Annotated in this window: 18 protein-coding genes; 10 read left to right on the top strand and 8 right to left on the bottom strand. The window is 65.4% G+C overall.

The features are described 5' to 3' along the window. The 5 genes from BraRD5C2_RS34360 to BraRD5C2_RS34380 form a co-directional block, all read left to right on the top strand. A partial coding sequence (locus BraRD5C2_RS34360; protein WP_223975946.1) for an NAD(P)(+) transhydrogenase (Re/Si-specific) subunit beta occupies window positions 1-637 on the top strand: 637 nt, incomplete at its 5' end. A gap of 197 nt (window positions 638-834) precedes the next feature. After that, a complete protein-coding gene (locus BraRD5C2_RS34365) occupies window positions 835-1,653 on the top strand; it encodes an alpha/beta hydrolase (RefSeq protein WP_223975949.1) in 819 nt (272 codons plus the stop codon). Between the two features lie 54 nt (window positions 1,654-1,707). Next, the gene (locus tag BraRD5C2_RS34370; protein ID WP_223975952.1) at window positions 1,708-2,805 is read left to right on the top strand and encodes a calcium:cation antiporter; all 1,098 of its coding nucleotides are present in this window, start codon (window positions 1,708-1,710) and stop codon (window positions 2,803-2,805) included. 19 nt (window positions 2,806-2,824) lie between these two features. Next, entirely contained in the window at window positions 2,825-3,109 is a 285-nt protein-coding gene (locus BraRD5C2_RS34375; RefSeq protein ID WP_092123500.1) for a cupin domain-containing protein, read from the top strand. 250 nt (window positions 3,110-3,359) lie between these two features. After that, window positions 3,360-4,265, top strand: a complete 906-nt coding sequence (locus BraRD5C2_RS34380) for a hypothetical protein (RefSeq protein WP_223975956.1) — start codon at window positions 3,360-3,362, stop codon at window positions 4,263-4,265. Window positions 4,266-4,274: 9 nt separating this feature from the next. Here the strand turns inward: BraRD5C2_RS34380 and BraRD5C2_RS34385 are convergent, their stop codons facing one another. Next, window positions 4,275-4,859 (bottom strand): tetratricopeptide repeat protein, encoded by a 585-nt coding sequence (locus BraRD5C2_RS34385; protein WP_223975959.1) that lies wholly within the window; start codon window positions 4,857-4,859, stop codon window positions 4,275-4,277. Between the two features lie 188 nt (window positions 4,860-5,047). Continuing rightward, window positions 5,048-5,344: a 30S ribosomal protein S21 gene (gene rpsU / locus BraRD5C2_RS34390; protein WP_021078544.1), complete on the bottom strand. Its 297-nt coding sequence runs from the start codon at window positions 5,342-5,344 to the stop codon at window positions 5,048-5,050. 264 nt (window positions 5,345-5,608) lie between these two features. Between rpsU and aqpZ the strand changes: the two genes are divergently transcribed. Beyond that, a complete protein-coding gene (aqpZ, locus tag BraRD5C2_RS34395) occupies window positions 5,609-6,331 on the top strand; it encodes an aquaporin Z (RefSeq protein ID WP_223975961.1) in 723 nt (240 codons plus the stop codon). An 85-nt stretch (window positions 6,332-6,416) separates the two neighbouring features. Here aqpZ and BraRD5C2_RS34400 read toward each other — a convergent pair whose 3' ends face one another. Then, window positions 6,417-7,520, bottom strand: coding sequence for a 5-(carboxyamino)imidazole ribonucleotide synthase (locus BraRD5C2_RS34400; protein WP_223975964.1), 1,104 nt, complete (start codon window positions 7,518-7,520; stop codon window positions 6,417-6,419). Next, window positions 7,517-8,005 carry a 5-(carboxyamino)imidazole ribonucleotide mutase gene (purE, locus tag BraRD5C2_RS34405; RefSeq protein WP_223975967.1) on the bottom strand — a complete coding sequence of 163 codons (489 nt, stop codon included), beginning with the start codon at window positions 8,003-8,005 and terminating at the stop codon, window positions 7,517-7,519. The genes BraRD5C2_RS34400 and purE overlap by 4 nt, the downstream gene beginning before the upstream one ends. A gap of 146 nt (window positions 8,006-8,151) precedes the next feature. Here purE and BraRD5C2_RS34410 point away from each other — a divergent pair, with 146 nt between their 5' ends. After that, complete coding sequence (locus tag BraRD5C2_RS34410) at window positions 8,152-8,874, top strand: GGDEF domain-containing protein (protein WP_223975970.1); 723 nt, start codon at window positions 8,152-8,154, stop codon at window positions 8,872-8,874. 6 nt (window positions 8,875-8,880) lie between these two features. Here the strand turns inward: BraRD5C2_RS34410 and BraRD5C2_RS34415 are convergent, their stop codons facing one another. The 3 genes from BraRD5C2_RS34415 to BraRD5C2_RS34425 all read right to left on the bottom strand — a co-directional run bounded on the left by BraRD5C2_RS34415 (window position 8,881) and on the right by BraRD5C2_RS34425 (window position 9,753). Then, a complete protein-coding gene (locus tag BraRD5C2_RS34415; protein WP_212316296.1) occupies window positions 8,881-9,132 on the bottom strand; it encodes a hypothetical protein in 252 nt (83 codons plus the stop codon). An 18-nt stretch (window positions 9,133-9,150) separates the two neighbouring features. Continuing rightward, entirely contained in the window at window positions 9,151-9,360 is a 210-nt protein-coding gene (locus BraRD5C2_RS34420) for a hypothetical protein (RefSeq protein ID WP_050401735.1), read from the bottom strand. 186 nt (window positions 9,361-9,546) lie between these two features. Then, on the bottom strand, window positions 9,547-9,753 hold the full coding sequence (locus BraRD5C2_RS34425; protein WP_024583705.1) for a YdcH family protein: 207 nt from the start codon (window positions 9,751-9,753) through the stop codon (window positions 9,547-9,549). Between the two features lie 240 nt (window positions 9,754-9,993). Between BraRD5C2_RS34425 and BraRD5C2_RS34430 the strand changes: the two genes are divergently transcribed. Next, window positions 9,994-10,179, top strand: a complete 186-nt coding sequence (locus BraRD5C2_RS34430) for a YdcH family protein (protein WP_050422666.1) — start codon at window positions 9,994-9,996, stop codon at window positions 10,177-10,179. A gap of 94 nt (window positions 10,180-10,273) precedes the next feature. Here BraRD5C2_RS34430 and BraRD5C2_RS34435 read toward each other — a convergent pair whose 3' ends face one another. Further along, window positions 10,274-11,413: an NAD(P)/FAD-dependent oxidoreductase gene (locus BraRD5C2_RS34435; RefSeq protein WP_223975973.1), complete on the bottom strand. Its 1,140-nt coding sequence runs from the start codon at window positions 11,411-11,413 to the stop codon at window positions 10,274-10,276. A gap of 231 nt (window positions 11,414-11,644) precedes the next feature. On the opposite strand from BraRD5C2_RS34435, the gene BraRD5C2_RS34440 reads away from it, so the two are divergent. Continuing rightward, entirely contained in the window at window positions 11,645-14,332 is a 2,688-nt protein-coding gene (locus tag BraRD5C2_RS34440; RefSeq protein ID WP_223975975.1) for a sensor domain-containing protein, read from the top strand. 356 nt (window positions 14,333-14,688) lie between these two features. Further along, on the top strand, window positions 14,689-16,212 hold the full coding sequence (locus tag BraRD5C2_RS34445) for an ABC-F family ATP-binding cassette domain-containing protein (protein ID WP_223975977.1): 1,524 nt from the start codon (window positions 14,689-14,691) through the stop codon (window positions 16,210-16,212). Window positions 16,213-16,339: the final 127 nt, after the last annotated feature.

Raw genomic sequence — 16,339 nt, forward strand, 5'->3', positions numbered from 1 at the left:
TGCGATCCTGTCCTACATCATGTGCCACGCGATGAACCGCTCGTTCATCTCGGTGATCCTCGGCGGCTTCGGCGGCGAGACCGCGGCGGCAGGCGGCGGCTCGGGCGAGCAGAAGCCCGCAAAACTCGGCTCGGCGGATGACGCCGCCTTCATCATGAAGAACGCCTCCAAGGTCATCATCGTGCCCGGCTACGGCATGGCGGTGGCGCAGGCCCAGCACGCGCTGCGCGAGATGGGCGACATCCTGAAGAAGGAAGGCGTCGAGGTGAAGTACGCTATTCACCCGGTGGCGGGCCGCATGCCCGGCCACATGAACGTGCTGCTGGCCGAGGCCAACGTGCCCTATGACGAGGTGTTCGAGCTCGAGGACATCAACTCGGAGTTTGCCCAGGCCGACATTGCATTCGTGATCGGCGCCAACGACGTCACCAACCCGGCGGCGGAAGAGGACAAGACCTCGCCGATCTACGGCATGCCGGTGCTGCAGGTCTGGAAGGCCGGCACCGTGATGTTCATCAAGCGCTCGCTGGCCTCGGGCTATGCCGGCATCGACAATCCGCTGTTCTACCGCGACAACACCATGATGCTGCTCGGCGACGCCAAGAAGGTCACCGAGAACATCGTCAAGGCGATGTAGGGCAGGCGGCGAATGGCGCTGAACCGGGAGTGGCATCGAGACCATCGCATGCCGCCTCGGGCCACGCGCGAGCAGCGCATCAAATGGCATGTCGCGCACGCGTCGGCGTGCGCGTGCCGGCCGGTCCCCGACAGCATCAAGGTTGAGGTCGAGAAGCAGCGGAAGCTCCGCGGCAAGACATAGCTGCGGTACCGATCATGGGGCTGGCACTCGCAATCCTGAAATGGCTCGTGATCGCCGCGGTCGTCGTCTATCTCGGCGGGCTCGCGGTGCTGTACGTCAAGCAGCGCGAATTGCTGTTTCCGATCCCGCCGGTCGGGCGGACGGCGCCCGCAGCCGCGGGCCTTCCCGAAGCGGAGGAGCAGGTCCTCACCACGGCCGATGGCGAGAAGGTCATCGTCTGGCACGTGCCGGCGAAGCCGGGCCGGCCGGTCGTGCTGTTCTTTCCCGGCAATGGCGATTTCCTGGCCGGCCGCGTGGCGCGCTTAAAGGGCATCACGGCCGACGGTACCGGGCTGGTGGCGCTGTCCTATCGAGGCTACGCCGGCTCGAGCGGATCTCCGAGCGAGCAGGGCCTGCTGCTGGACGCTGCGGCCGTTTACGAATTCACCACCGCGCGCTACCGTGCCGAGCAGATCGTGGCCTGGGGATTCTCCCTCGGCACCGGCGTTGCGGTCGCGCTCGCCGCCGAACACCCCATCGGCAAGCTGATCCTGGAGGCACCCTATACCTCGACGGCCGACGTCGCCGCTGAGCACTTCTGGTTTGTGCCAGTCAGCTTGCTGATGCGGGATCAATTCCATTCCGACCGGCGAATCGCTGGCGTCACGGCGCCGCTCCTGATCATCCAAGGCAGCGACGATCCGGCGATCCCGATCCGCTTAGGCGAGCAGCTGTTCGGCCTCGCCCATGAACCCAAGCAGTTCGTGCGTCTGCCCGGCGGCGGGCACGACGATCTCGATAATTTCGGTGCGATGGATCTCGCGAGGCGGTTTATCGACGCCGCGAGAGGCTGACGGCGGCGATTGTCTGTCGCATAATCGGGGCCAATGACGTGAGGGGACCCCACGATGAGCGCACACGGACCGATGCCACGGTCGGCCTGGCTGTATCCCGTTCTGGCGGTGCTGTTGTTTGCCGCGGTCTCGGCCTCCGGCTACAGCTTCGCTCCATCGGCCGGGGGCTGGGTGTTCGCGGCCGTGCTGCTGGTGATTCTGTTCGGCACCGTGTTTGCGGCCGTCCATCATGCCGAGATGATTGCCGAGCGGATCGGCGAGCCGTTCGGCACGCTGCTCCTGACGCTGGCCGTGACGATCATCGAGGTGGCGCTGATCTCGACCATCATGCTGGGCGACACCCCGGCCCCGACGCTGGCGCGTGACACCGTGTTTGCGGTGGTGATGATCGTCTGCAACGGCCTGGTCGGGCTCTGCATCTTCATCGGCGGCATCCGTTACCGCGAGCAGGATTTCCAGATCACCGGCGCCAACCTTTATCTCAGCGTGCTGTTCGTGCTCGCGACCATCACGCTCGACATGCCGAATTTCACGCTCACCGCACCGGGCCCGATCTACTCCACGGCCCAGCTCGCCGTGATCAGCGTCGTGACCCTGCTGCTTTATGGGGTGTTCCTCTACACCCAGACCATCCGCCACCGCGATTATTTCGTCAGCGGCGCCAATGAGGCGGCGGCGTACGGCGAGGTGATGTCGGACCGTGATACGGCGATCAGCGTCGCCCTGCTGCTGGTGTCGCTGCTGGCGGTGGTGCTGCTGGCGAAGAAATTCTCGCTGGTGGTCGATGTCGTCACCGTCAAGATCGGCGCACCGCCGGCCTTTGCCGGTCTGGTGGTGGCGGCCCTGATCCTGTTGCCGGAAAGCGTTGCCGCGGTGTCGGCGGCGCGCAAGAACGACCTGCAGAAGAGCATCAACCTCGCGCTCGGCTCCTCGATAGCCACCATCGGGCTCACGGTTCCCGCCGTGGCCCTTGCCGCCCATGTGCTCGACAAGGAACTGGTGCTCGGGCTCAGCAACCAGCATATGCTGATCCTGCTGCTCACCTTCATGGTCAGCATGCTCACCTTTGGAACCGGCCGCACCAACATCCTGTTCGGGCTCGTTCACATGGTGGTGTTCGCGGTGTTCGTGTTCATGGTATTCGTGCCTTAGTTGGAGAGATGAAGTGACGATGCTCAGCGCCAAATCGGATGTGCAGGTGGATACCGCGGAGGTCCGCGTGACCGAATGGCGGCTCGCGCCGGGCAGCGCCACCGGCCACCACACCCATGAGATGGACTACGTCATCGTCCCGATCACGGCAGGCGAAATGACCATCGTGGCGCCGAACGGCGAGCGCTCGAAGGCGCAGCTCGGGGCCGGCAGGTCCTATTTCCGCAAGGCCGGGGTCCAGCACGACGTGCTTAACGAGACGGCCAGCGAGATCGTGTTCCTCGAGGTCGAACTCAAGCCCTGACGCGGGCGGTAACCCTGCGCGGGGAGAATGGCAGCTCCGAGCAGGCGCGGCTCTGGAAATTCATAACCCGTTAACGGCTGCACGATGAATTAAGAGGTGGATGCGGCCTGCGCAGGGGGCGCCTCCGCTGAAACCAAAGTGACACCAAAGGTGACGTCGGAACGGGGGTTTGCCACCGATCCGTCGCAGTTGATCCCTGAATGTGCCTCAAAGTTCCAGCATGAAATAACGGGGTGGGGAGTGGCAGGTCATGCTGAGTTACCTGAAGAAATTCGTGATGGACATCTTACCCTCGGTGGCAGCGACCATCATCGGGGCGTACATCGTTAATCACTACATCGTGGCCAAGCCGCAAGGGCCGGATGCCGCAGCCGTGACCGCCGCTGTGGATCCCAAGGCAGATCCGAAAGCCGCCGCCAAGCCCGCCGAAAAGTCCACCGTCGTCAGCAGCCTCCCGGAAGCCGGCGTAAAGGCCAAGGGCATGTCCGAGCGCACCCTGATCGAGCGGTCTGCGTCGGAGAAGGCCACCGTCACCGAGAAGCCCGCCGATCCCAAATCGGCTGACCCCAAATCCGCCGACCCCAAATCTGCCGACGCAAAGGCTGACGCGCCGGCCGAGACGGCCAGCATCCCCGCCGACTCGCGCCACCATCCGGCGGCGCCGAAGGCGGTCGCGAAGGCTGCGCCTGCCGCCGCGCCGGTCGAGTCCGCCGTCACGCCGGAGGAAGCCCGCGACGCCAACGATCTTGCGCGTGCCGCCATCGAGCGGCTGCGCAAGGAGCGTCCGCAGGACGCTGCGCGATCCCAGGACGCCCGCTCCCAGGACGCTCGCAGCACCGATCTCGCCCGCCTGCCTGACCAGCAGCGCCCAGCGGCAGCCCCGGCGATCCGGCCGTTGCCGCCGCCGATCATGGTGTCGAACCCGTCCACCGACAGTGCCGATCAAGCCGCGCAGCCGCGTCCGCCCTATGCCGCCAATGCCCAGGATGCGAATCGGCTGACGCCGCCGGCCGACATTCCGGCCCCGGTGCTGCAGGCTCCGCTCGACCTGCGCGCCGACGCCGCCATGCCGGCGCCGAAGAACGAGCGCACGTCGGTGACCGACGACATGTTCTCCGGCATGAAGTCGATGTTCCACGCCGTCCTGCCGAAGTAACCCGAAGCTCTAGCCGCCGGTGCGCGCCAGCCCGCTGCGCGCGCTTCCGTCATTTGGCCGCAGCGCGAGCGCGCGATTGTAGGACGCCGCCGCCTTGGCCTTGTCGCCGAGCCGCTCATAGGCCTGGCCGCGGGCGCTCCACGCCGCAACATTGCTGGGATCGGCCTGCACGGCCTCGTCGAGGTCGGAGGCGGCCTGCTTGGCCTTGTCGAGGGCGAGGTAACTGGTGGCGCGGCCGATCAGCGGCTCGGCCTTCTGCGGCGACAGCCCGCTCGCCGCCGTGAAATCGTCGATCGCCTGCTGATGTTTTCCGCGGCCCTGATAGATCAGGCCGCGGCCGTACAGCGCCTGGATGTTGTAAGGGTCGGCGGTCAGCGCTTGCTCGAACTCCGCCTGCGCCTCGTCGACCTTGCCGGAATGCGCCAGCGCCTGGCCGCGTGTGGCGTGATCCTTGGCGCTGTTGATGTCCTGTGGGGTGATGATGTCGGCAGCGGGCTTGTCGGCAGCGGCAGCCTGTTTCGGCTTGTCGTCCGAGCCCCATGATCCCAAGTCGAAGGAGCAGCCCCCGAGCGGCAAGCCGAGAACCACGGCCATGATGACGAAGTGCGCAGCACGACGGCGGTGCGCGGATTCTGGGAGCGTGGAGCGGGGCGCCGGAACGGCCATCATGCAAAATGCTCTTGCCGGTCGTTTTGCATGAGTACCCCGGAACACGGCTGGCTTCAAAACGACAACGCGGGCCCGTGGCCCGCGCTGTTAGACTTCCAGATCGGCAAAATGGTTCAGCGCGGTCCGCGACCGGCACCTGCACCACCGGGACGGCCGCCGCGGTCGCCACCGGGACCAGCGCCGAACACCGGCTTCGGCTTCATCGGCAGCAGGCCTTCACGCTGCAGCTTCTTGCGTGCCAGCTTGCGTGCGCGGCGCACGGCTTCAGCCTTTTCGCGAGCCTTCTTCTCAGAGGGCTTTTCGTAGTGACCGCGGAGCTTCATCTCGCGGAAAATGCCCTCGCGCTGCATCTTCTTCTTCAGCGCCTTCAGGGCTTGGTCGACATTGTTATCGCGGACGAGAACCTGCACGCGGCATCCTCTTTTGAATTGATCGGTTCGGAATTCTGGCAAGGTGAAGGGGCGGCAAAAGGCCTGCCTCTTAACCCTAGGCGCGCGCATGTATCAGACAAACGCGCAGATGTCCACCGGTCGAGTGACTTTCGGGCCTAGTAAAGCCACGAAATGGGGCGAAAATGCCTTTGTGCGGCCCTGATTTGGGTGGTTTGACGCCAGGATCGGGGCCGCTCCCGGAGTTTTCGATAGCCCGGACATTGGAAATAGGGGAGATGCCTCATGGACATGAAGAAATACGCGGCCGAACTGATCGGTACGTTCTGGCTCACATTCGCGGGCTGCGGCAGCGCGGTGATCGCGGCCGGCTTTCCGCAGGTCGGGATCGGCCTCGTCGGGGTGTCGTTGGCGTTCGGGCTCAGTGTGGTGACCATGGCCTATGCGATCGGCCATATCTCGGGTTGCCACCTCAACCCGGCCGTGACGGTCGGGCTCGCCGCGGGCGGGCGTTTCCCCGGCGGCCAGGTGCTGCCCTACATCATCGCGCAGGTCGCCGGTGCGATCATCGCGGCCTGGCTGCTCTATGTGATCGCCAGCGGCGCGCCCGGCTTCGATGTCAGCAAGGGCTTCGCCTCCAACGGCTATGACGCGCACTCACCGGGCCACTACAGCATGGTGGTGTGCTTCATCACCGAGGTGGTGATGACCATGATGTTCCTGTTCATCATCATGGGATCGACCCACGGCAAGGCGCCCGCCGGCTTCGCACCGCTCGCCATCGGCCTCGCGCTGGTGATGATCCATCTCGTCAGCATTCCCGTCACCAACACCTCGGTGAATCCGGCGCGCAGCACCGGGCCGGCTCTGTTCGTCGGCGGCTGGGCGCTGGGGCAGCTCTGGATGTTCTGGGTCGCGCCTCTGATCGGCGGCGCGCTCGGCGGCGTGATCTATCGCTGGCTCAGCGACGAGCCGACCGGCATAGTCGCCGGCGTCAAGACTGCATGATCGGCTAGAGCGTTAATGGGATCGTGGCTGCCACGATCCCATTTCCGTCGATGACGCGAAGGCGGCCGCGGCCGCTGGTGTGGAGTTACGGCTTGCGGGCCGGCGTCACTTCGGTGACGTGCCCCATCTTGCGGCCGGGGCGCGGCGTGCCCTTGCCGTACAGATGCACGGTGGCGCCGGGAACAGTGAGCCACTGCTCGTAGCTCAGGATGTCGTCGCCGATCAGATTGGTCATGGTGACCTCGCCGTGGCGCACCGGCTTGCCCAGCGGCCAGCCGGCGATTGCACGGATGTGCTGCTCGAATTGTGAGATCGAGGCGCCGTCGAGCGTCCAGTGGCCGGAGTTATGCACGCGCGGCGCGATCTCGTTGACCAGCACGGTCGCTGCGCCGTTCCCGGGCACCACGAACAGCTCCACCGCGAGCACGCCGACATAGTCGAGCGCCGTGGCGATCTTTTCGGCGATCGCCCGCGCCTGCGCGGCAAGCTGTTCGGGAATCGCGGCGGGCGCGCGGGAAAATTTCAAAATGTGGTCGCGGTGCTCGTTCTCGGTAACGTCGAAGCACTCGACTTCGCCGGAAGCCGAGCGCGCGGCGATCACCGAGATCTCGCGCTCGAACGGCACGAAGGCCTCGAGGATGGCCGACTTGGTGCCGAGGTCCTGCCAGGCCTGCTCGAGGTCGTCGCCGGCGCGGATGATCGCCTGGCCCTTGCCGTCATAGCCGAAGCGGCGGGTCTTGATCACGGCAGGCAGGCCGATCCGTTCGATCGCTGCGCGGAGTGTTGCGACCGAGGTGACGTCCGCATAATCGGCGGTGCCGATCCCGAGCTTGCTGACGAAGTCCTTCTCGATCAGCCGGTCCTGCGTGGTCTCGAGGATCTTGTACGCAGGCAGCACCGGACGGCGCGCGGCGAGCACCATCGCGGTCGCGGCCGGCACATTCTCGAATTCATAGGTGACGACGTCGACGTCGTTGGCGAACAGTTCGAGCGCCTCGACGTCGGCATATTCCGCGCAGGTCGCGTGCTGCACCACGTCGAAGGCCGGCGAGTCCGGATCCGGCGAAAAGACCTGGCAGCGCAGCCCGAGGCGCGCTGCGGACATCGCCAGCATCCGGCCCAATTGTCCGCCGCCGAGGATTCCAATGGTGTCGCCCGGCTTCAGCTTCACGAGGTTCGAAGCCGTCACGCCGCGCCCTCCGGATGGTCCTTGACCGCATCGGTCTGCTGCTGGCGCCAGGCCGCAAGACGGACCGACAGTGCGGGATCGTTGAGCGCGAGCACGCTTGCCGCGAGCAACGCGGCATTGATCGCACCGGCCTTGCCGATCGCCAGCGTCCCGACCGGGATGCCTGCCGGCATCTGCACGATCGAGTACAGCGAATCGACGCCGGACAGCGCCTTCGACTCGACGGGAACCCCGAACACCGGCAGCTCCGTCAACGCCGCCGTCATGCCCGGCAGATGCGCGGCACCGCCGGCGCCGGCAATGATCACCTTGTGCCCGGCCGCCTTGGCGCCCTTGGCAAAGGCATAGAGCCGGTCGGGGGTGCGGTGCGCCGAAACGATGCGCGTTTCGCAGGCAACGCCCAGCGCGGCCAGGGTCTCGGCGGCGTGACGCATGGTCTCCCAGTCGGACTGGCTTCCCATGATGATGGCGATCGGAGCGGTCATCTCTTCAATTCTGTGCAGGAATCCAAAAGCATAGGCCGGATTATAGGGGCGGCCCGGGCGTCATCCAAGGCGTGGCAAGGGAGTTAGAATGGACTATCCTGTCTTGGTGAATCCCGGCAAGCCTTCATAAGCAGGCCTCAACAAGGATGCGCATGAAGAAGAAGACGACGGCGGCGACCTCCGGGGCGGCAAAACGACGAAAAGGCGCGCCCGCCGCGCGCAAATCCGCACCCGGCAGGACTGGCGCAAAGGGGACTGGAACCAAAGCGGCTGGAACCAAAGTTTCCACGCGAGGCGCGGTTGCGTCCGGCGACAAATCCACGATCCGCAGGTTGCGGGCGCAGCTGGCGCGGGCCCAGGCCCGGATCGAGGAGCTGCAGGCCTCCGCCGAGACCGACTTCCTGCTCGACATCCTGAACCGCCGCGGCTTCGAGCGCGAGCTCGTCCGCTCGCTCTCCTTCATCAAGCGCTATCAGGCCTCCGGCGCGCTGATCGTGCTCGACGTCGACCGCCTCAAGCCGATCAACGATGCCTTCGGGCACGCGGCAGGTGACGAGGTGCTGAAGACGATCGTCGCCGCGATATCGGACCAGGTGCGCGCCTCCGACGTGATCGGCCGTCTCGGTGGCGACGAGTTCGCGGTGCTGCTGTGGAATCTCAGCGAGACCGATGCCTGCGCCAAGGCCGCTGCGCTGGAGGAGGCGATCGACCGCCTGACCTTCGTGTTTCGTGGCAGCCGGGTCTCCGCGGGCGCCTCCGCGGGCGTTGCGATCCTCACCGCGCACTCGGATGCCGATCGCGTTCTCGATGAGGCCGATCGTGCGATGTATGTGCGCAAGGCGCAGCGGCGCCATGAATCCAGCGGCTAGTGAGGCCTAAAGCGCGCTCAGATCCTCCGGCACATCGCCGTAGGCCCGCAGCAGCTTGGCATCGCCGAATTCGCCGATCGCGGGATCGCCGGTGCGGCTGAACGCGACGGCGCCGATGCTGCCGGGCATCCGCGACATCGTCTCCGCCCGGCGTAGCGCGATCGCCGAGCTCTGGCATTCTTCTGCACTGCCGGCGACCGGCGTGCCGTCGTCGTCCTGCATGAAGGGCAGCGCCACGTAGTAGGTTACGTCAGCCATTGCTGTGCTCCCCAGAGATCAGGCGGCATCGCTTGCCGCATGGGTTCGCGCCGGCACGCAGCCGGCCGCGATCGCGGCCTGCAGTTCCTCGAGTTCGGCTTCCAGATATTCGTTGGCCATGATCAGCGCCTTGATGGTGCTGCGCAGGTTGCCGTCGCACATCGCGATCGCCTGATCGCAGGCCTTCTCGTAGCGGCTGTTGTCGGGCAGGGAAGGCGGTGCGGACATGGCGAAACTCCCTCTGATGGCTGGCGGCTGGATCAGCATGTTCTTATTTTGTTCTTTTGGAGTCAAGCGCCGAAGAGCACGCCCGTGTCCGTTGCCGCGAACGTGAAGCCAGTGAGGCGCTGTGGATGACGGGGAAAACCGGCGCCGGATCTGAACCGGCCGACCGCCGAACCGCAGCGACAGGCGTCAGGCGATGATGTCGGGCGTGATCTGATCTTCGATGAAGGCGATGCGGTCGCGCAATTGCAGCTTCCGCTTCTTCAAGCGTTGCAGCATCAAGAGATCCGGCGCCGGCGATTGATGCAGCGCGTCGATCGCGGCATCGAGGTCGCGGTGCTCTTGCTGCAGACGCGCAAGCTCGGCGAGGAGTTCGCGCTCATCCTGATCGTTCATGGTTGTGTATTGACTGGTAAGCACGAAGAGGTTGTTGCGGCCGAAGCAGCCGCTCGCCGGAATATCCTCCCTGAGCGCGCGCCGCGCAAGCCGAACCGGTTCCATAGTCACGATTAGTTACAGATAAACCGAAATGAGTGCGTGCGGCATTTCGCGTCCCCTATCGACAGCACGGCCCACTCGTGTAGACTTATTGGTCCGGATCGAACCTGAGGTTTAACGCACCGAGGAGTGTTCGCAATGGCAATACAGGCCCATCTCGTTGAGCTGGAGCGTAAGCACAAAATACTCGAGAACGAACTGCACGAAGCACTCGTTCACCCCTCCGTAGACGATCTCCACATTTGCGAGCTCAAGCGCCGCAAGTTGATGGTCAAGGACCAAATCGAGCGGTTGAGACTTTCCGCCGACGACACGGTCCACTAAGCCGGTTCCTCCGCAAATTTAGCAAATAGTCTGGCCTTTCACCGAGGGATGAACGCCGCGGCGCGCATCCCCCGGGAGGCCATGCTGCATTTGCTCAGAGCTTCGCCAGCTCGCCGACGTGGTCGGCGACCGCGAGCGATGACGTGAGTCCAGGCGATTCAATTCCGAACAGGTTGATCAGGCCGGCGACGCCGTGATCGGCCGGTCCCTGGATCAGGAAATCCTGGGTCGCGACCGCCGGCGGCACGATCTTGGGCCGGATTCCGGAATAGCTCGGCATCAGCGCTCCGTCCGGCAGGGTCGGCCAGTATTTGCGGATCGCCGGATAGAACCGCTCGGCCCGATCGGGGTCGACGGCGTAATCGATGTGATCGATCCATTCGACGTCGGGGCCGAACCTCGCCTGTCCGGCCATGTCGAGCGTCAGGTGCACGCCGAGCCCGCCGGGCTCCGGCACCGGATAGATCAGGTGCGAGAACGGCGCCCTGGCGCTGCAGCTGAAGTAATTGCCCTTGGCCAGATAGGCCGTTGGAATCAACTCGATCGGCATGCCCTCGACGCTGCGCGCGACCGCCGTTGCGCCGAGGCCGGCGGCATTGACCAGCAGATCGCAGGCGAGCGTCATGGGCGCCGCGCCGCCGGCCTCGATCTCGAAGCCGTTGGCGGTGGCCCTGGCGTGGAGCAGCGGCGTATGGAAGGCGAATGCCGCTCCGGCCGCCTCGGCGTCGCCGCGCAGCGCCAGCATATAGGCATGGCTGTCGATGATCCCGGTGGAGGGCGACAGCAGCGCCGCGTCGCAGTTCAGCGCCGGCTCCAGCGAGCGCGCCGCCTCGCCGGACAGAAGTTGCATGTCGTCGACGCCGTTCGCCTCGGCATGAGCCCGGATCGACTGCAGTTTTTCGGTCTCCTTGGCCGTGGTGGCGACGATCAGCTTGCCGCAATTCTTGTGCGGGATGCCGTGCTCGGCACAGTAACGATAAAGTGCCCGCTTGCCGCTGACGCACATCCGCGCCATTAGGCTGCCGGCCCGGTAGTAGATGCCGGCGTGGATCACCTCGCTGTTTCGCGACGAGGTGACGGTGCCGATCCCCTCGGCCTCCTCGATCACAATCACTTCGCGGCCGGCCTGTGCCAGCCGGCGCGCCACGGCGAGGCCGATCACCCCCGCTCCGACGATCACGCAATCAACCCTGTCCATCTCGTCCTTCAGGTCCGAACATTTCCGCGCAGCCACGCCGTTGCCGCCAACATCGTTCAGCCGATCCGATCGTTTTCGGCAAGTGCTTATTAGGCAAGTGCTTGGGCCATCTCAAATAGTTGGGGAGCCATGCCCTGTTAGTGGAGCATTAATCATGTCAGGGCAATTGCCGTACATTAAGTGGCATTTTCCAGTTGCATCCCTACGCGTTTACCCGATCCAAACCGCCGGAGCCGGACACTCGCCCCGGAAATCCGCGGGTGATTGATGGCTGGCAGGAAGTGGCAGGCGGGCGGGAAGAATTCGATTCCGGCAAGGGCCGTCCTTTGCCTGATCGCCGCCGTCGTGCCGGTCGGTGCAGCCTGGGCCGCCTCCGACGCCTTCGCACCGTCGACCTATCTTGGTGACCTCGATCCCGGCGTGGTCTGGGAGCTGCTGATCGGCAGCGTGGTGGTTGCCTCCTTCCTCGGCGCGGTCGGGCTGTGGATCCTTTCGGCCTTGCGCAAGGCCAAGCGCGCGCAACTGCGGCGCAACGCCTTCGTGTCGTCCGCCCTCAACCACCTGAACCAGGGTGTGGTGATGACCGATGCACGTGAGCGCATCGTGTTCTGCAACGACCGCTATCTCGACATCTACGGCCTGTCGCGCGCCGACATCAGGCGCAACATGACCGGCACCGAGTTATTGGAGCTGCGCCGCGACCGCGGCGTACTCGACATCAGCGCCGAGGATTTCTTTGCCAGGGCCGCAACGCCCGACGGGCTGGTCACTGAACTGCCCGGCGGCCGGTCGGTGCTGGTGAAATATTTTCCGCTGCCGAACGGCGGCTCGGTGGCGACCCATCTCGATTGCACCGACCAGCGCAAGCTGTCGCGCAAGCTCGCCTCGACTACGCAATTCCTCGAATCGGTGCTCGACAACGTCCCGGTCTGCGTCGCGGCCAAGAACATCGAGGACGGCCGCTACATCTTCGCCAATCGTGCGTTCGAGCGCTTCTCGCGCTTCTCGCGCGATCACATCGTGGGCAAGCGCGCCGACGAGATCTTCCGTCCCGAGACCGCCGTCAGCATCGACACCGCCGACCGCGCGGCGCTCGACGCGCCCGAAGGCTATCACCGCAGCGAATTCTTCGTCGAACGCGGCTCGGAGAAGCGCATCCTGGCGTCGAACCGCGTAATCGCCCGCAACGAGGCCGGCGATCCGGAGTTCCTGATCGCGCTGTTCGAGGACGTCACCGACCGCCGTTCGCTGTCGCGCGAACTCGAGAACAACAAGAAATTCCTCGAGCTCGTGGTCGACAACATCCCGGTCTCGCTGATCGTGCAGCGCGTCAGCGACGGCCGCTATCTGCTGGCCAACCGCAGCGCCGAGACGATCCTCAACCGCCGCCGAGAGGACGCCGCCGGCCTCACCGCGTCCGACATCTTCAATGCGCGCGAAGCCAAGCTGATCGTCGCCCGCGACGAGGCTGCGATCCGCAAGCGCAGCATGATCGCCGAGGAGCACCCGATCTCGACCAAGGACGGCCTGCGGCTGTTCCTGACCCGCCGCATGACCGTGCTCGACGACCATGGCGAGCCGCAATATCTGATCAAGACCCATGAGGACGTCACCGACCGGCGCCAGACCGAGTCGCGCATGGCGCACATGGCCTACCACGACGGCCTGACCGATCTGCCGAACCGCGCCGCCTTCCTGCAGGCGCTGACCCAGATGATCGAGGCCTGCGACGGCACCGACGAGGAATTCGCCGTGCTCTGCGTCGACCTCGACGGGCTGAAGGAGATCAACGACGTCTACGGCCATGCGATGGGCGACAAGGTGCTGATCGAAGTCGCGCAGCGCTTGCAGAACGTGGCGCGCGGCGGCGTGGTTGCGCGGCTATCCGGCGACGAATTCGGCCTCATCATTGACGGCCAGCAACCGGCCGCCGGTATTGCGCTGGCCGAGCAGGCCGCCGAGGCGTTGGGTGAGGATTTCGCGATCGACGGCAAATCGGTGCGCACCGGCCTCACCGCAGGGATCGCGGTGTTCCCGCACAACGGATCCGACGCGGCCTCGCTGCTGGCCAATTCCGGCGCAGCGCTGTTCCGCGCCAAAGCCAAGTCGCGCGGCACGATCTCGATCTTCGAGCCGGAGATGGACCAGCAGATCCGCGATCGCCGCGTGCTGCACCAGGAGCTGTCGGTCGCGATCAAGAACGGCGAATTATCGCTCTACTACCAGCCGCAGGCCGCCACCGGCGCGAGCGTTGCGGGCAGCCAGATCATCGGCTTCGAGGCGCTGGCGCGCTGGCATCATCCGCTGCGCGGCTTCGTGCCGCCCAGTGACTTCATTCCGCTCGCGGAAGAAAGCGGCCTGATCGTCGAGATGGGCGAATGGATCTTGCGCGAAGCCTGCCGTGAGGCCGCCTCCTGGGCGATGCCGATGCAGGTCGCCGTGAACCTGTCGCCGGCGCAATTCACCCATGGCGACCTCGTCGGCCTCGTCCATTCGATCCTGCTCGAGACCGGGCTGACGCCCGACCGGCTCGAGCTCGAAATCACCGAGGGCGTGCTGATCGAGGATTTCGACCGCGGCCTGTCGCTGCTGCGGCGGCTGAAGACGCTCGGCGTGCGCATCTCGATGGATGATTTCGGCAGCGGCTATTCCTCGCTGAGCTACCTGCAGGCGTTTCCGTTCGACAAGATCAAGATCGACCGCGCCTTCGTCATAAATCTCGGCCGCAATCCGCAATCCGCCGCGATCGTCCGTGCGGTCATCGATCTCGGCCACGGCCTTGAGATGTCGATCGTCGCCGAAGGCGTCGAGACCGAGGCGCAGCTCAGTTTCCTCTCCGAGGAAGGCTGCGACGCGGTGCAGGGCTATCTGATCGGCCGGCCGGCGCCGATCGGTCAATTTGCCGCGCTGGTCGGCGGCGACCGGCTGGCCGAGACCGTGCGCAGGGCCGGGTAAATCGGCCTGAACCGTCAGGTCGGGGCCGCCGGCTGCGCTTGCCATCCCTTGCACGTCCGGTTACCGTCGAATCACCACATCATTTCGGCCGAGAAAGGAGGGCTGCGTCGTGGCGAGATTCAACGATCCCCACCTCAAGCGTGGCCCCGTCAACGCCCTGCAAATGCGTTTGCAGGGCTGACCGGAAACTCGGACAAAATCTCTTCCTGGTCTGCCCTTCGTGGCCGTGCGGCGTCGAACGTTTGAGCGTTTGCGCCTGCATTTGAATCCCTCGCCGCGCACCGACACGCACATCCGATGATGGCTGGACGCCTCTGGATGATGTCGTGATCGCCGGCAAGACCAGAGAATTGATCGTGACCCTCATCAATGTACGCAATCTCGGCGTGACGCTGAACGCGCCGCTGTTTTCCGAACTGAATTTTGTCGTCAATGCCGGCGACCGGATCGGCCTCGTCGCCGCCAACGGCCGCGGCAAATCCACGTTGCTGCGCTGCATCGCAGGCGCGATGGAGCCCAACGAAGGCGACATCACCCGCGCGCGCGGCCTGACCGTCGGCCATGTCGAGCAGGATGCGCCGCCGAGGCTGCTGGATACCCCGTTCCATGCTGCCGTGCTCGAGGCACTACCCGGCGAGCAGCGCGCCGGCGAGAGCTGGCGGGTCGACGTCGCCTTGCAATCGCTCGATGTGCCGGAGGAGTTGTGGGCACGACCGCTGAGGCAATTGAGCGGCGGCTGGCTGCGGCTTGCAATGCTTGCTCGTGTGCTGGTGACCGAGCCCGACGTGCTGTTGCTCGACGAGCCGACCAACCATCTCGACCTCGCCAAGATCGGCCGGCTCGAGGCATGGCTGAATACGCTGCAGCGCGAAATGCCGGTGGTGATCGCAAGCCACGATCGCGCCTTCCTTGACGCGACCACCAACCGGACGCTGTTCCTGCGCCCGGAACGGTCGCAGCTGTTCTCGTTGCCCTACACCGCGGCGCGCACGGCGCTCGACGAATTCGATGCCTCGGACGAGCGGCGCTTCCAGCGCGACATGAAGGCCGTCCGGCAGCTGCGGCAGCAGGCCGCCAAGCTCAACAACCTCGGCATCAATTCCGGCAGCGACCTTCTGCTGTCGAAGACCAAGCAGTTGAAGCAGCGCGCCGAGAAGCTCGAGGAGACGGCGAAGCCGGCCCATGTGGAACGCTCGGCGGGCACGATCCGGCTCGCCAACCGCGACACCCATGCCAAGGTGCTGATCGGGCTGAAGAACGCCGCGATCGCCACTCCGGACGGCAGGCCGCTGTTCAGGACCGGCCAGCAGTTCATCTGCAAGGGCGACCGCATCGCGCTGCTCGGGCCGAACGGCGCGGGCAAGACCCGGTTCGTCGCGGCGCTGCGGCTGGCGATCGAGGACGCGGGGGCGGCAGCCGCCGAGATCAGGGCCACGGAGTCGCTGGTGCTTGGCTATTGCGATCAGGCGCTGGCCGATCTCGCGGACAGCGACACGCCGATGCGCATGCTGACGCGGCGCTTTGCGGTCGGCGACCAGCGAGCGCGCGGCCTGCTCGCCGGTGCCGGGCTCTCGATCGAGATGCAGGGCCGTCCGATCGGGCGGCTGTCGGGCGGGCAGAAGGCCCGTCTCGGCATGCTGGTGCTGCGGCTCACCCAGCCGAACTTTTATCTGCTCGACGAGCCGACCAACCACCTCGACATCGAGGGCCAGGAGACGCTGGAGGAGGAACTGATGGAGCAGCAGGCCAGCTGCCTGTTGGTGTCGCACGACCGCCAGTTCGTGCGCACGGTGGCCAACCGGTTCTGGGTGATCGAGGGCAAGAAGCTGATCGAGGTCGATGGCCCCGAACACTTCTTCGCCTCGGCCGCTGCGGACTAGCGGGTGATGGCGTCAGATTGGATAGCCGTCGCGAAATATCGAAAACAACCCCATGCAAAGTAGCCGGCGGCGGCCGGCGTTCGAGCAGGTGACTTGACACGTCGGGCAACTCAGGAGCATTCTTCCA

Source organism: Bradyrhizobium sp. RD5-C2, from assembly GCF_019972155.1.
In the GTDB taxonomy this organism is placed as follows: Bacteria; Pseudomonadota; Alphaproteobacteria; order Rhizobiales; family Xanthobacteraceae; genus Bradyrhizobium.